Annotated in this window: 10 protein-coding genes and 1 pseudogene; 2 read left to right on the top strand and 9 right to left on the bottom strand. The window is 50.5% G+C overall.

From position 1 onward, the window contains the following. Positions 1 to 53: 53 nt before the first annotated feature. The 9 genes and pseudogenes from D2E26_RS01545 to D2E26_RS01510 form a co-directional block, all read right to left on the bottom strand. Positions 54 to 914 (bottom strand): exodeoxyribonuclease III, encoded by an 861-nt coding sequence (locus D2E26_RS01545; protein WP_125962940.1) that lies wholly within the window; start codon positions 912 to 914, stop codon positions 54 to 56. 210 nt (positions 915 to 1,124) lie between these two features. Continuing rightward, on the bottom strand, positions 1,125 to 2,558 hold the full coding sequence (locus tag D2E26_RS01540) for a hypothetical protein (RefSeq protein ID WP_241218821.1): 1,434 nt from the start codon (positions 2,556 to 2,558) through the stop codon (positions 1,125 to 1,127). Between the two features lie 30 nt (positions 2,559 to 2,588). After that, a pseudogene (locus tag D2E26_RS07640) lies at positions 2,589 to 2,654 on the bottom strand (zinc-ribbon domain-containing protein); the annotation flags it as partial. Positions 2,655 to 2,710: 56 nt separating this feature from the next. Next, the gene (locus D2E26_RS01535) at positions 2,711 to 4,219 is read right to left on the bottom strand and encodes a zinc ribbon domain-containing protein (RefSeq protein WP_125962938.1); all 1,509 of its coding nucleotides are present in this window, start codon (positions 4,217 to 4,219) and stop codon (positions 2,711 to 2,713) included. 494 nt (positions 4,220 to 4,713) lie between these two features. Beyond that, a complete protein-coding gene (locus D2E26_RS01530) occupies positions 4,714 to 6,699 on the bottom strand; it encodes a dipeptide ABC transporter ATP-binding protein (protein ID WP_125963368.1) in 1,986 nt (661 codons plus the stop codon). Between the two features lie 89 nt (positions 6,700 to 6,788). After that, positions 6,789 to 7,757, bottom strand: coding sequence for an ABC transporter permease (locus tag D2E26_RS01525; RefSeq protein WP_125962937.1), 969 nt, complete (start codon positions 7,755 to 7,757; stop codon positions 6,789 to 6,791). Between the two features lie 12 nt (positions 7,758 to 7,769). Then, entirely contained in the window at positions 7,770 to 8,696 is a 927-nt protein-coding gene (locus D2E26_RS01520) for an ABC transporter permease (RefSeq protein ID WP_125962936.1), read from the bottom strand. A gap of 210 nt (positions 8,697 to 8,906) precedes the next feature. After that, the gene (locus tag D2E26_RS01515; RefSeq protein WP_125962935.1) at positions 8,907 to 10,535 is read right to left on the bottom strand and encodes a peptide ABC transporter substrate-binding protein; all 1,629 of its coding nucleotides are present in this window, start codon (positions 10,533 to 10,535) and stop codon (positions 8,907 to 8,909) included. A gap of 362 nt (positions 10,536 to 10,897) precedes the next feature. After that, positions 10,898 to 11,866: a tyrosine recombinase XerC gene (locus D2E26_RS01510; protein ID WP_125963367.1), complete on the bottom strand. Its 969-nt coding sequence runs from the start codon at positions 11,864 to 11,866 to the stop codon at positions 10,898 to 10,900. Between the two features lie 317 nt (positions 11,867 to 12,183). Here D2E26_RS01510 and D2E26_RS01505 point away from each other — a divergent pair, with 317 nt between their 5' ends. Both D2E26_RS01505 and D2E26_RS01500 read left to right on the top strand, forming a co-directional pair. Further along, a complete protein-coding gene (locus D2E26_RS01505) occupies positions 12,184 to 12,981 on the top strand; it encodes an ABC transporter ATP-binding protein (protein WP_125962934.1) in 798 nt (265 codons plus the stop codon). Next, positions 12,981 to 15,812, top strand: a complete 2,832-nt coding sequence (locus tag D2E26_RS01500; protein ID WP_125962933.1) for an ABC transporter permease — start codon at positions 12,981 to 12,983, stop codon at positions 15,810 to 15,812. The genes D2E26_RS01505 and D2E26_RS01500 overlap by 1 nt, the downstream gene beginning before the upstream one ends. Positions 15,813 to 15,871: the final 59 nt, after the last annotated feature.

Here is a 15,871-nt window from a genome sequence, read left to right as displayed (position 1 = left end):
CTTTTGTGCGGTCAGTGTTCTACTGAAACGACAGAGTCATTGACTCGAACAAATCAGACGTCATACGTAATAGACAGTGGTGCGTGATCAGACCAGCGCGTGTCATACGAGCTTGCTCGATCAATAACAAAGCCGCGTGCCGATTCTGCCAGCTCTGGCGTGGCGAAGTGGTAGTCGATGCGCCAACCCGTGTTGTTGTCAAAGGCACGACCGCGGTTGCTCCACCACGTGTATGGGCCCTGAATATCGCCAGCTAAGTTACGAACCACATCAACGAACTCGTAGTCATTGATGAGCTTCGTTAAGAATTCACGCTCTTCTGGCAAGAAGCCTGCGTGCTTCTCATTCGACTTTGCGTTCTTAATATCCAGTGGCGTGTGAGCAATGTTGAAATCGCCAACAATAACGCTCTGCTTGCCACCATGGGCAGCTTCTTCCTGCAGCTTGCCCGCATGCTCAAGCAGCAGGTTCAGCATACGGAACTTCTGTTCCATCTTGACTGGATCATCAGTGTTGCCAGCATGCATATACAGATCGCACACCGTCACTACATAACCCTGTGGCGTCTTAACGTCCATTTCCAGCCAACGACCCATATCGGCTTCTGCATCGTCTCCTGGAATACCAATACGACGATCCAGCACCTCAAGGCTCGACAGCATGCCAACACCTGCACGACCCTTATAAGCGCTTGGCTGGTTCAGCGTTACCAGCTGATCAGGTTCTGCAATACGGCCTGCAGCCTTATAGTCCTCGGCATACTTTGCAAAAAATGGATCAATAACATCTTGTGGTGCACGCACCTCTTGCATGCACAGCACGTCTGGCGTGTGCTCAGCCACCCAGTGTTCAAAGCCCTTGCGTTCAGCAGCTCGAATACCATTCAGATTCGAGGTTGTAATTGTCATGCTCATGGTGACTCACACTACTCCACCTATGGGTCGACTGAAACGTAGTTCCGCTTATGGGATTGGTTGATCAACGTCAAAGGTCCTGTACTCCACTCGAGAATTAATCATGCTCATGTACGTTGGCATGAACATGGCCAATACAAACAAGTAGCGAGTGAGTAACCGTCAAATCTGGTTACTCACCCGCTACTGTTGTGCAATGAGAATCACCAATCAGTCAACTGGCGACTGCGCCGGAACCTGTTCTGCTAGCTCAGACGCATTCTGAGGTACAGCTGGTTGTGCCTGTTGCGGCACTGGCTGCTGTACTGGCTGTTGCACCGGCTGTGGCATCGGTTGTTGAACCTGCTGCATAGCCGACACAGGTACCGATTGCGGCATCATTTGCTGTGCTGGCTGTGCCACTGGTGGTTGTGTCACCATCGCCTGTGGTACGACTGGCATTTGCACTGCAGAAGCAGGAACCGTATGCATGACGACCACACGTGGATGGCGAATAAACTGACGCACGTGCGTGTAGTTATACATCTGAAGAGACGTACCAACGATTACGAGCGCAATGCCAACAATGGCAACAGCTATACCAACATGTGGTCGAATATTGGCCACATCATACGTCCCATTTCCTCCAGCAAACTTCTTCCATGTGTCATAGCAAAGGAACATATTGGCCACGCTCGAGGCAATACCCAAAATGAATGCAGCTAAATCTTTTTGAACAAGTGTCAGAACCAACGTAGCCACTACGAGGATCAGCACGGGGAATAACGTGGACATTCCATCAGTGGAGAAGGCGCTTGCCGATTGCACTCCACCGTACTCAGGTGTTGAAGTAGTTTCATTACCCAAGCTATACGCAAGATCGTTTAAACTATCCTGCACACTTTCGTAGAACGAATTAATCACATAATCGCCCTGCACAATTGGCAAGAACATACTAATTGCGACAAATGCAGAACCGAATGAAGCCAAGAATGCACCATAGGAAACAGATAATGGCTGCTTCTGGATATGCAAAGTCTGATGGCGCTTTACCGAGGACAACACCAGCGACCAAATTCCTCCAACAAACAACAGAATCATTGCTATAGGAACGAGTCGCATACCGATGCCACTGTAATAGTGGAAGGTCTCAGTATCCTCAAAATCTTCCAAGGTTGAGAAGACAAAAGACATACCAAGATAAGAGCCCACCACGCTTACTACAAACGCAGCAATACGAGCACCCAACACACTGCAGATCACAGCTGCCAGTGCCAGAACAATCAGTGCAATGGTCCAAGGCTCTCCCATCCAGCTCCACAGCGAAATGTTGCCAACTTCTTCTTCATAGAGGAATGGAATAGGCAGAGCAACCAGCAAAAGAACGAAGCCTATCACCGATGCAAATGACCCAAAATCAAACTGGCGATTGCCGATCATAAATGTACGGCTCATCACTCGCCACACCGAAGCCAAGGAATTATTCGATTGCTGCTGTGCAGATCCCACAGCAGATCCATCCACAGTTGCATGCTGCGTTGTTTGAACATGCTGTGGCTTATCAGCCGGAGTTACAGGCTGTGCCTGATTCACAGACTGTACTTGATTTACGGGTTGCGATTGATTCGTCGGCTGGGTTTGTTCAGGTGGTTGTGGCTGTGTCACTGATTGGGACGATGTGTTCTCAGGGAGCTTCGTACCACAATTAGTACAAAACCGAGCTCCATCAATCTGCTTGGTACCGCAAGAAGGACAATACATCAGAATCTAATATTCTTTCTCTCTAAAACTGAATGAAATACGTATGTACCGCTGATTTAGTGTTCTGATGGCTGCTGCTGTGCCGGCACATTCATCTGCTGCGATGCCATCTGCTGCTGAGGCTGCGATGACTGCTGCATAGCATTTAGCACATCAGTTTGTGGAGCACTACCGTGCTGAGGATCAGTAGACTGCGCATTCATCTGTTGCACCGATGGCGATAGATTGGGCATAGGCATGCTGCGCATTGCAACTGATTGAGATCGGCAAATCAGCTGACGCTTATGCGTGTAGTTGTACATCTGAATCGATACACCAACTGCTAACACAACGATTCCGATGAATCCAAGATAAAGACCACCATTAGGGTGTGCATTGGTATATTCATACGAATCCACAACAGTGAGGAACGCCCTTCCCGTATGGATCAAGGTAAGCAATGTTCCTGTGGTCGACAGAATACCGGTAACAAATGCAGCTAAATTCTTTTGAGCCAATGCCAACACCAATGTGGCAATAATCAGCAACACCAAAAGCAACAATGCCGCTTCTAATTGGTGCATTGCGGACAGATCATAGGTATCGCCAGTATCTGGAGATTCTGCCGAATAGTAATCGTAATCTGAATCGCTGCTACTGTAATCGGCACTATTTACGTGTGCACTACCAATTGGAAGAATAAAGCTGATCAGGGTGAGTACTGCACCTCCCAGTACCATCCAAGCGCCGAAAGCATACTTCAATGGATTCTTAGGATTATGCAATGCCTTATGACGATGCATTTCAAACAGCACCATTGTCATAATGCTGCCAATGAGAATAAGGATCACAGCAATCGACAGTGGGAACAGGCCAATACCCACCTTAGAGTCGAATGCTGCCACACAATACAGTGAATCGATAATCCAATATCCGCCAATAGAAGCACTTACTGCACCTAAAACAAATGCTGCAACCTGCCAATGCAAGACTCTGCTCACCAATGCAAGAATCAGAGCAATGAACAGAATAATCGCCTCATACGTTACATAATCCCAGAACGAATACCAAGGTCCAGTATCATCTGCGAGGAATGGCAGTGGCATTGCAATAAGTGCAAAAACCATACCAAGAATCATCAGTAGCGAGCCAAGATCCATCTTGTGCTTGCCAAGAGTCATCGAATAGCCCAGTGCATTCTTCGTTACTGCTGGTGTCGGATTGCTACGAGGCTGTTGCACTGCATTTTGCTGCATTTGCACAGTAACTCGATATGGTTGCTGCTGCATCTGAGGAGCTGCCTGTACTGGCGTAGATTGCGGAACAATAACAATAGGCTGCTGCTGAATAAACTGCTGAGCAGGCTGTGGCTGAGCACCTTGCATAGGAGGTGTAACAGGCTGCTGCATCTGATTCGTAGGCTGAGGCTGATACGCAGGCTGAGGCTGATACGCAGGCTGAGCCTGATATGTAGGCTGAGCCTGATTTGTTGGCTGAGACTGCTGCGCTTCTGGAAGCTTCGTACCGCACTGAACGCAGAAACGAGCTCCATCAGGCTGCTTCGTACCACATGAAGGGCAATACATTAGAATATTGTTCTTTCTTCTCTATATATAAATTGGGGCTAAATAGACTTTTAACCTTATTTATCTCTTCCCTATCTATAGAAGTAACACATCTCGACTTCCCTACTCTCACATAGAAAAGTGTGCGTCAGTACGCTTCAAATAACATTCCAAATTTAAGAATTTTTTATTAATGACGCCAGAGAAATCAAAAAGAAAAAAGCAATACAGAAGAAAAGAACCTCAGCAGAACCTCTGAGAAAACGCTCTTAGGAAATGAATCAAGGAATCCAGAAATCAGAGAGGAAGAAACGATAAGAGAGACAGAAATAAGAGAGAAGAGGAAAAGAGGGAAAGTTAAGAGAAAGAAGGTCTAGCAGGTATAACCAAAGCCCTGCATGAATGCATCGAAAGATGCAAAGCATACAAAAATCCCATTCGTTACTCGAGCGTTAGCTTGGCCGAACGGCCTTGAGTGTCTCGAATAATGAATGGGATTTTGTTATGAAGTGGAATCAGAGATCCAAACCAAGCTCCAGCTTGCCACCAGGAATTGCGTCGAGCAGGTTCCTCGTGTACTGCTGCTGTGGGTTGTTGAACACGTCATCAGTCGTGCCGTGCTCAACCAACTTGCCGTGCTGCATAACAACAACATCATCAGCAATCTGGCGAACCACTGCGAGATCGTGCGTAATGAACAGGTAGCTCAGACCACGTTCTGCCTGCAGATCGTTGAGCAGCTCAAGCACCTGATCCTGCACGAGCACGTCCAGTGCGGACACAGCCTCATCGCAGACGATAACGTCTGGGTTCAGAGCCATTGCACGAGCAATAGCAATACGCTGACGCTGACCACCAGAAAGCTCGTTAGGATAACGCTGCATCACAGCGCTTGGCAGCTTGACCAGATCAAGCAGCTCAGCTACACGAGCGTGACGGCTCTTCTTATCACCAATGTGGTGAATACGCAGAGGCTCTTCGATCGAACGATAAATCGAGTACATAGGATCGAGCGAACCGTATGGGTTCTGGAACACTGGCTGCACGTGACGACGGAAGTCGAGCAGGTCCTTGCCCTTGAGGCTCGAAATATCCGTGCCTTCGTACGTGACCTTACCGCTCGTTGGATCGAGCAGCTTCAGGCACATGTTAGCCACAGTCGACTTACCCGAACCAGACTCACCCACGATTGCAAGCGTGGTGCCACGCTTGAGCTTGAAGCTCACATCGTCAACAGCCTTGAACAGTTCCTTCTTACGAGGAAGCTTGAACTGCTTGCACAGGTGATCAACTTCAATAATCGTTTCGCTCTTCTCGAGCTTCTCAGCGTTAACCTGGTGCTCCATAATCGAGCTTGCATCTTCACCGCGGCTCTTGACCGAGATGATGCGCTGCGAAGCCAGCGAAGGAGCAGCAGCAACCAGACGCTTCGTGTATGGGTGCTGTGGGTGCTGAAGCACTTCAAGCGATGGACCAGATTCAACAACCTGACCCTTGTACATAACAACGATATGCTGAGCGCGCTCTGCAGCCAGACCCAGATCGTGCGTAATGAACAGCACTGCAGTGCCCAACGAATCGGTCAGCATCTGCAGGTGGTCCAGAATCTTCTTCTGCACGGTCACATCAAGTGCCGAGGTAGGCTCATCAGCAATGAGCAGCTCAGGACGGCAAGCCAGACCAATAGCGATCAGTGCACGCTGACGCATACCACCCGAGAACTCGTGTGGGAACTGACGAGCACGCGTTGCAGCATCTGGCAGACCAGCCTCATCGAGCAGACCAGCAATACGGTCCTCGAGCGACGAACCCGTCACATACTTCTTAGCAATGTACCAAGCGTCGTCATCCTTAACGCCCGACTTAATCAGAGCGTCAGCCACACGCCAACGGGTTTCCGAACCAGCAACCCAATCGCGCTTGAACTGAGCCATACGGCGGCTCAGCTTCTCGCCTTCGATGCCGATCTCAATCAAAGCCTTTTCAGCAGCCTCAAGCAGTGCTGGCAGCTCCTGCGAACCAATGAAGGTCTCATCGCCTTCGTTGTTCACGGTAACGTCTGCATCAGCAAGAGCCTTCGACAGCTTGGAACGCTTCTCATGGGAAACGTCCATATTGTTGGCCTTCAGAGCTTCCTTAACCTGTGTACCAATACGCCACACAGGGTTCAGGTTCGACATAGGATCCTGAGGAACAAGACCCATCTTGGCGCCACGCAGAGCGACGAAGTCCTTTGGCTTGTAGCCGGAGATTTCCTTGCCCTCGAACTTAATCGAGCCACCAACAACGTGACCAGTGCCTGGCAGCAGGCCGAGCGTTGCCATTGCGGAAGTCGACTTACCAGAGCCAGACTCACCCACAATTGCGACCCACTGGCCTGGGAATACGGTGAACGACGAGTCACGCACAGCGTGAACTGGCTTACCGCCTTCACCCGTGAAGTCAACCTGCAGGTCCTTCACTTCCAGCAGTGGACCATGCTCAAGCTGGACAGCCCTCATTGCCTCTTCAGAGGACTGAGCGCCCTCGGACTGGGAAGCTGCGTTTGTATTTGCAGTTGCTTGTGTCACTTTGTCCAATTCCTCCACGCTCACTCCGTACGGCTCTTTGGATCAAGTGCATCCTTGACAGCGTCACCAAGCATGATGAATGCAAGCACGGTGATTGCCAGTGCCACGGATGGATAGAACAGCACCATTGGATCAGTACGCAGAATCGACTGCGCCTTAGAAATATCGCCACCCCAGCTGACCGTCGTGGTTGGCAGACCGATACCAAGGAAGCTCAGTGTTGCTTCGGCCACAATGTAGGAGCCCAAAGACGTTGTTGCAATAACGATGACTGGTGCCAACGAGTTTGGAATAATGTGGCGGAACAGATTGCGCATTGGCGTAGAACCCAGGGCGGTAGATGCCGTATTGAACTCGAGGTTCTTCGAAGACAGCACAGCACCACGAGCGATACGGGCAACAGAAACCCAGCCGAACAGTGCCAGCACCAGCACGACCTTCCAGATCGAGCTCGAAGAACGGAACATCTGCAGCACGACGATTGCGCCGAGCAGCATTGGGATTGCCATGAAGATATCAACAAGACGGCTCAGCACGCCATCGACCCAGCCACCGCAGAAACCTGCGATTGCACCGATCAGTGCACCTACGAACACCACGATAATCGTCGTCAGAATACCGACGGAAATCGAAGTACGCGTACCGTACACGACGCGGGCGTACACATCGCAGCCCTGCAGATCGAAGCCGAATGGGTGGTTTGCCGAACTACCTGCCAGCGAGTTCTCCAGCGAGCAGTAGTTTGGGTTCTCCTTCGTGAACACCGATGGGAACAGTGCCACAAAGACGATGAAAACAATCAGAATTGCCGAGACAATGAACAGTGGGTTCTTGCGCAGCGTACGCCAAGCATCGGCCCACATGCTCGTAGCAGGTGCGGACTCATCGATGCTATCGACTTCGCGCAGTGGCGTCTCGTCAAGAGGAGCAACGTAGCGCTCCTGACCAGGCAGTGTTTCGATTGGTTGTAAACGATCAACAGCAGACATCGAACTCCCCTATCACGCGTAACGAATGCGCGGATCAAGAGCCGCGTACAACATATCGACGAGCAAATTACATACAACGAACACCAGCGTCAACAGAGTGACGATGGACACAACCATGTTCGCCTCTCCCTTGAGAATGCTCTGATAAGTCAGGAAGCCAATACCGTGAATGTTGAAGATCTGTTCGGTGATCATTGCACCGCCCATGAGTGCGCCAAGATCCTGACCCAAGTAGGTAATAACAGGAATCAGCGAGTTACGAAGAATGTGGCGGAACGTCACCGACGAATTCGTCATGCCCTTTGCACGAGCAGTACGCACATAATCAAGCGACACATTCGATGAAACTTCAGAACGAGCCAAACGAATAATGTAAGCCATCGAGACCGAGCCAAGCACCATGGCTGGCATCAGCAAATCAAAGAATCCAGGATTCGATCCAGCGGTCACTGGCAACCAGCGCAGCTTCACACCAAACACATACTGACCAACAAAGCCCGTAACGAACGTAGGTACCGAGATGAGCAGCAGCGAAACGATCAGAATGACCGAGTCATACCACTTGCCCTTCTTCAGACCAGAAATAACACCAAACACCACACCGAAGATTGCTTCGAAGCAGAAGGCCATAACAGCCAGCCTGATCGTCACAGGGAATGCACGTGCAATTTCGTCAATAACTGGCTGTCCTGCAAACGTCTGACCAAAGTCGAGCGACAGTGCGTTCTTGAGGAACAGCAGGTACTGCACAATAAACGGTTTATCAAGATTATATTCTGCGCGGATCTGGGCTGCGACGGCTTCATTGATTGGCTTGTCGCCGAACATTGCCTTGACAGGATCGCCAGGCAGTGCGAATACAAGCGCATACACCAACAGTGTCGTACCAAGAACCACTGGGATCATCTGCAGAATGCGTCGCAGAAGATACTTTCCCATTCATAGCTCCTTATGCCTAGACCGGCTGGCAAGCTCGAATGCCAAAACCACATCAAATGATGCTCCGGTCGCTAAATACCCCTATAGAGTACCGCAAGGGCGGAAAAAGCCCCCCTCTTGTTGCGGTAATCGAGCGAAAGGAGGGGCCCGAAGGCCCCTCCCGAAACACCCCCGTAAGCCTAGGCGTGCTTACGAAAATGTATGTTTTTCTCAGTTCTTAGTGATTTCGTTATAGATTGGCGTGTTCTGCCAGTCCATAGTGAAGCCCTTCACACCGAGTGCTGCAACACCGTCAGCATTCGAGTAGTAGAGCGGAATTGCAGGAAGCTGATCGAGCAGAATAACCTCTGCATCCTGGTACAGCTTGATCTGCTCTTCGCTGTTCGTGCAGGCCATTGCCCTGTTGAACAGGTCATCAACCTGTGGGTTCGAGTAGTCACCATCGTTCGAGCCCTTACCGTTACCCGACTCAGTGTCGTAGAGCTGGTAGAGGTAGTTCTCCATCGATGGGTAATCTGGCTGCCAACCCGTACGGAAAGCACCCTTGATCGAACGATCGGTCACAGCGTTACGGAACTCCTGGAACGTTGGCATTGGGTTCGTCGATGCGATGTTACCCAGCACCCTGTTCACAGAGTTGACGATTGCATCGAACACTGGCTGTGCGTCACCGTCAGCGTTGTAAGCGAACGTGAGCTTGCCATCGAACTTCGAAATTGCGTCAGCCTTAGCCCAGAGTTCCTTAGCCTTATCTGGGTTGTACTTCAGATTATCGGAGTTCTGCAGATCCTTGGAGTAACCAGGAATAACTGGGGACGTGAAGTCCGTAGCGACGGTACCAATGCCGCCGAGAATCTTGTCAACAATGCTCTGGCGGTCGATTGCCATCGACAGAGCCTGGCGACGCAGCACACCTTCTTCAGTGTTGGTCTCCCAGTGCTTGAGGTCAGAAGGAATCGTGAACGTCTGGCTCACAGAACCTGGCTTGTTGTAAGCAATAACGCTCTTATCCTTCTGGAACTGCCTCTTTGCCGATGCAGGAACCGTATCCATCACATCAAGGTTGCCGCCCTGAACGTCAGCGTATGCCGAGTCTGGGGACGTGTAAATCTTGAAGGTCACACCATCGTTGAGTACCTTTGCGGAACCCTTGTAATCAGCGTTCTTCTTCAGAACGATCTGAGACTGGTGATCCCACTTATCCAGCGTGTACATACCATTGCTGACTGGCTTCTCACCGAATGCCTTTGGATCCTTATAGAAGGAGTCTGGCAGTGGAGCGAATGCTGGGTAGCCAACCTTCACTGGGAACACGGAATCTGGACGAACCATGTCAACGGTGAACGTCTTGTCATTTTCGACCTTGAGGCCGGAGAGCTGCTCGTCTCCCTTGAGGCCCTTTGGATCCTGGAGCTCGTCGTAGCCCTTAATCATCGAGAAGAAGGAAGAGCACTTCTGGGCATTCTTTGCGTTAGCCGTGTAGCTCCATGCCTTCGTGAACGACTCTGCGGTCACAGGCGTGCCGTCGGTGAACTTCCAACCGTCCTTGAGCTTCACCGTGTACTGCGAAGCGTCGGAGTTTGACGTAATGGAGTCAGCGACTTCCATTACAGAATCACCCTTAGCGTCGAAACGAACGAGGTTAGCAAACAGCAGCTGCAGGACGCGGCCACCACCCGATTCGTTCGTGTCGCCTGGGATCAGTGCGTTCTGAGGCTCGGAGTTATAAGCCGTGATGACATTGCCAGAGGAAGCAGAATCAGATCCGCCACCACATCCGGAAAGCATCATGCCTAAAGAGCATGCGATCGCTGCAAGCGCGATTGCTTTCTTCTTCATAGTGTCTCCTGTCTGGTTGAGGCCCCGAAGCGGATAACTCCGGGCAGAATCCGCGGCAACCATGCCAACGGCATGGCACGATTTCTGTGTGACTATAGGTCGATTGATTCTTCTATATCATTCGCCCACAGTGCTAGCCATGTACGTTTAGGTAGCTATTCTACCTTCACAATTCCTCACCTTAAGCGGGAACTTGTTTCATTTAAGTTATCTAAATGTGGCTTTGCGCACGGCGCAATATCGCACACCTATTTTGTGCAAAACAAACTGGGAACGCTTGCAAGCACAACAGATACTATGGAATAAAACACTTGTGTGTCAAGGTTTTTGTCCAAAGCCAGAACAACATTTATACGAATTTTTTAGGCCCGCGGGAATGCTTGCGCATAACGCTGCTTCAATTGTCCAATAGACACATGCGTATATCGCTGTGTAGTTCCGAGACTTGAATGGCCTAATAATTCCTGTACTTCACGTAAATCTGCTCCTCCATCGAGTAAATGTGTAGCAGCGCTGTGACGCAGTGCGTGAGGTGAAATATCAGGCACTCCAGCACGCGCAGCTTCGCGATGAACAACCGCTCGAACAATGCGTTGATTAATGCGAGAGCCTCGAACTCCTAAGAACAACGCTTGCTCAGATTGATCTGACGCAAACCGCGGTCTTCCAACGTTTAGCCACGTATCGAGTGCTCGTTGTGCTGGTACACCATACGGCACTACGCGTTGCTTATTACCTTTACCGGTTACACGAATTGTGCGGTTCGTCATATTGACATCTGCAATATTGAGTCCCGTCAATTCGGCCACACGAATACCCGTCGCATAAAGCAGTTCGAGTATTGCACAATCTCGGATAGTGGACACTTCCCTACGTTCGTAACATAACGATGTACTGTCCGCCGCCTCGTGTTGTGCTTCAACGGCTTCTGCATCAACTTCATCCATCAGCCGTTCTGCTTGTTGTTCATTTAATACTGCAGGCAGCGGTTTTGCAGTTTTTGGAATTTGCAATACTGCAGCAACATTATGCGCGCATACGTGATGCTCGGTTGCCCATACAAAAAATTGACGTACAGAAACCGTTCGTCGAGCCAAACTCGATTTAGCAATATGTTGTGCTTCAGTTGCCATCCAATTACGCAACATATCGAGCGTAATTGTATTCCAGCTTGACGCTCCTAGCTCAGTGACATAAATACAGCAGCGTTCTACATCGCCTACATAAGCACGCACGGTATGTTCACTTAACCCACGATTTGCAATTAAAAATGTTGCATACTCATCTAATGTTTGCGCATACCATGCTGTTTGCTGACTGCTGGATTTCATATTGCTCATAGTAGAGCGCCATAATAACTGCGCTACACTAAGGGAAACAATTCCCCTGCTGCGAATATTCACATGCAGTAATAATTGCGAGACACAGTTACACTAGTACATATGGATAATGCTGTGTTGCCTTATGCGACCACAACACTACCCCACTACGAAGGCCCTCTGTGGTTTTCGAATAATTAAAAACAATAAAAAAGAACGTAACCGTTGAATGACGAAAATCCCCCAAACGTAACGAAAGTACGTATCAAAAGCTGGTGTTGAACTTTGCACAAGAATCGCAACAGAACCGGGTGCACAAAGGAGAGAATATGAATACTACTGAGCAACCGAACACGACTGATCCAGTAGTTGCTCGTGCAGTTGATTTATTTAAGCAATACGGCACTGATGACAATGCAGTTATTGCACTGAATCATATTAATGTGGAATTTAAGCGCGGCGAGCTCACGGCAATTATGGGCCCTTCTGGCTCAGGCAAGTCGACGCTTATGCATTGCATGGCTGGACTTGATACGCCTACGTCGGGCGATGTGTTTGTTGAAGGCTTGGAAGTCTCGTCAATGAACCAGCGTCAGTTGACGAAACTGCGTCGTAAGGAAATTGGATTTATTTTCCAGTCGTTTAATCTGGTGCCAACGTTAACGGCTAAGGAAAATATTCTGCTGCCATTGCAGATTGCAAAGCGACCTATTGATATGGACTGGTTTAATAAGGTTGTTGACGTGGTCGGCTTGGCTAACCGCCTTGATCACCGTCCAAGCCAGCTGTCTGGCGGTCAGCAGCAGCGTGTGGCTTGTGCTCGCGCCATGATGGAGCAGCCAAGCGTTATTTTCGCTGATGAGCCTACAGGTAATTTGGATTCGCGTTCGAGCCGTGAAGTGTTGAGCTTCTTGCAGCAGTCAGTGCGTGAATATGGTCAGTCAATTGTTATGGTGACGCACGATCCTCGTGCTGCCAGCTTCGCTGATCGTGTGCTTGTGCTGGCCGATGGTTCGATTACGAATGACATGCAGCACCCAACCTATGCCGAAATTCTTGAAGTCTTCGCTGATCGTGAGGAAGAAGAAGGCGAAGAGGAACAGCGCGCAGAGGGTGAGGCTCGCTGATGATTCGAATTGGTTTACGTGATGCCAAAGCGCATTTGCATCGCTTTGTGATGTCGATTATTGCCATTGCACTTGGTGTGGCTTTTGTTATTGGTGCATTCTGTTTCAGGGGCATGCTCAATGATCAGGTCAGCCAAATGATGGCAACGAATGCTGATGCTGATGTCTATGTGCGCAGCACGATTGTCAGTGATAAACACGAGCCAAATACCGAGGTTAAGTTCTCAGATTATGAGTCGTTGCCAGTGTCGCTGCTCAAGGACGTGCGTGATGTTCCTGGCGTGACCTATGCAGGTGACGCTCAGATGCTGACGAATATTGTGCTCGTTGGCAAGAACGGTACGGCTGTTACTACCATGGGCCCGCCAACTATGGGTATTGGCGTGAGCAAGGGTTCATGGCGTGGCGCCAAGTTAACGCAGGGTCACTGGCCAGAAGCTGATAACCAGATTGTGCTGCATTCTGGTGCTGCTGAGCAGTCGGGCTTGAAGGTTGGCGATACCACGAAGGTCGTGTTCCCTGATGGCCCTCGCGATATGAAGGTTGTTGGCACGTTCACCACCGATACGGCACAACTTGGTGCGGTTATTGTTGGCCTCGATCCTTCGCTCGTGAAACATTATGTGGAACAAGAGGGCGAATCCACCGATGAGGCTTCTCGTTTTACGGTCTATGGCAATGCAACAACGCCACTGAACGAGCAGCAACAGCAGCAGCTCGCTGATCGTATTAATAAGGCACTGCCAAAAGATAGCCACGCAATTGCCGTAACCGGTGATTCGCTGCGCAATGAAACGACAAAGACTACGCAGGATGCACTGGGCTTTATTCAGCCGCTGATTCTGATCTTCGCTGCAATTGCACTGTTCGTGGGCTCGTTCATTATTGCGAATACATTCACGATGATTGTGCGTGAATCGATGCGCGGCTATGCACTGTTGCGTTCAATTGGCGCCTCCCCTGCTCAGGTTTTTATGACCGTTGTTGTGCAGGCAATTGTGCTCGGCTTGATTGGCTCGGTTATTGGTGTGTTCCTTGGCTGGGGCATGCTTGAACTTATTGCCAAGGGCATGGGCAGCATGGGTATGCCTTTGTCTGGTTCCCCTGTGCCAAGCGTTGCCGACATTATTATTGGTGTGCTCGTTGGCATTGTGGTCACACTGATTGGTGCTTCGCTGCCTGCTCGTCGTGCAGCTTTGGCTCCACCAATTCAGGCTATGAACGAGACCGTCAACCCAGAAAAGCCAGTTCGTCGCCGTGGCGTTATTGGCCTGATCATGATTGTGCTTGGCGCCCTCGCTTGGTGGTTCGCTTATGCACTGGCTACTACGGGCACGAAGGATACGGCATTCTCTGCCTTTGACGGCTTGCATGCCGGCTGGCCGCTTGGTGTTGGTGCAGGCCTTGTAGTTATTGGCGTTATTGTTATTGGTCCAGCTATTGTGACGCCTGTTTCGAAGGTGCTTGGCTGGATTCCTGAGCATATGTTTAGCGTGACAGGCCGTCTGGCTACGCGCAATATTGCTCGTTCGAAGCGCCGTACAGCAAACACTGCTGCCGCTCTGTTTGTGGGACTTGCCATCGTCAGCTGCATTGGCGTTGTTGCAAGCTCGGTTAAGGTGTCGCTGCACGATCTTGTTGATAACAACTTGAACGCCAATTATGTGCTCAAGTCGGCTTCTATGACCACGAGTCTTCCGAAGAAGGCTATTGAAGAGGTTAAGCAGCTTGACGACGTCGACAAGTCAGCTCGTCTGGAAACGCTTATGGGCGTGAAGTATGACAACAAGATGGTTATGCCTATGACGACGAGCGCTGACTTGTTCGAGTCGATTTCCCGTATTCGCGACAGTCAGGGCGACCCGGTGCAGGCATTCAAGCAGGGCGAAGCCATTGTTGGTAAGACAATGGCTGAAGACCATGAGTGGAAGCTTGGCCAGACGATCACGTTGAAGGCTGAGAACGTTGTGGTTGATGAGCAAGCTACGGCTCAGGCACAGCAGCAGTACATGGCCGACGTGCAAGCCCGTGTTCAGGCCGCTCAGCAGAAGGCTCAGCAGCTCGCTGCCGCTGGTGATCTTGCTGGCGCTCAGGCACAGGGTCAAGAGGCTCAGAAGATTATGGAAGACGCTCAGCACGTGGATCCTGCAACACTGGTGCGTACAACGAAGAAGGTTGTGCGTGAGAACGTTCGTATTGGTGCCATTGCTAATGAAGCGCTCTATAACGACAGCATGTTCCTGCCTGCTTCGATTGCTGACAAGTTGACGCCTCAGGCCATGCGCTTGACACAGCAGATGTACGTGTTGGCTAAGCCTGGCACCGATCTGGAAACACTGCATAAGCAGCTGACCGATATTGCTAAGCCGTTCTACACGATCGCCGTGCTCGACCGCGACCAGTACAAGTCGTCGTTGAGCGAGACCGTGAACCAGGTGTTGGCAATTCTCTATGCACTGCTCGCACTGTCGGTGGTTATTGCCATCTTCGGCATCGTCAATACGTTGGCTTTGAACGTGTCGGAACGTACGAAGGAAATTGGTTTGCTGCGTGCTATTGGTACGTCACGCGGCCAGATCCGCGGCATGCTCGCCATTGAGGCAGTGATTATGTCGGTGTTCGGCACATTGCTCGGCATTATTGTTGGCGTGGGCGCGGGCTTTGTGATTCGCGCCGTGTTCTCGAATCAGGGCATGACCACGCTTTCGATTCCGTGGGCTACGCTGTTGCTCTTCCTTGCGCTGTCTATTGTCGTGGGTCTGCTCTCGAGCGTCTCCCCTGCGAGCCGCGCACTCAAGCAGCCGGTCCTTGACGCTGTGAAGTCTGAGTAACTGGCTCAGTGAGTGAGTTGCCGCGCGCTTCCCACTCATGTAACACAAAAACCCCTGCA

It is taken from the genome of Bifidobacterium dolichotidis (genome assembly GCF_003951975.1).
Classification (GTDB): Bacteria; Actinomycetota; Actinomycetes; order Actinomycetales; family Bifidobacteriaceae; genus Bifidobacterium; species Bifidobacterium dolichotidis.
The sequence above is the reverse complement of the archived record's forward strand: the minus strand, read 5'-3'. Positions and strand labels throughout refer to the sequence as shown.

Bases quoted from the DNA above. Each gene is read 5' to 3' on its own strand.
- D2E26_RS01545 (WP_125962940.1), bottom strand. From the start codon at position 914: ATGAGCATGACAATTACAACCTCGAATCTGAATGGTATTCGAGCTGCT.
- D2E26_RS01525 (WP_125962937.1), bottom strand. From the start codon at position 7,757: ATGTCTGCTGTTGATCGTTTACAACCAATCGAAACACTGCCTGGTCAG.
- D2E26_RS01520 (WP_125962936.1), bottom strand. From the start codon at position 8,696: ATGGGAAAGTATCTTCTGCGACGCATTCTGCAGATGATCCCAGTGGTT.
- D2E26_RS01500 (WP_125962933.1), top strand. From the start codon at position 12,981: ATGATTCGAATTGGTTTACGTGATGCCAAAGCGCATTTGCATCGCTTT.
- D2E26_RS01515 (WP_125962935.1), bottom strand. From the start codon at position 10,535: ATGAAGAAGAAAGCAATCGCGCTTGCAGCGATCGCATGCTCTTTAGGC.
- D2E26_RS01510 (WP_125963367.1), bottom strand. From the start codon at position 11,866: ATGAAATCCAGCAGTCAGCAAACAGCATGGTATGCGCAAACATTAGAT.
- D2E26_RS01505 (WP_125962934.1), top strand. From the start codon at position 12,184: ATGAATACTACTGAGCAACCGAACACGACTGATCCAGTAGTTGCTCGT.
- D2E26_RS01530 (WP_125963368.1), bottom strand. From the start codon at position 6,699: ATGAGGGCTGTCCAGCTTGAGCATGGTCCACTGCTGGAAGTGAAGGAC.
- D2E26_RS01535 (WP_125962938.1), bottom strand. From the start codon at position 4,219: ATGTATTGCCCTTCATGTGGTACGAAGCAGCCTGATGGAGCTCGTTTC.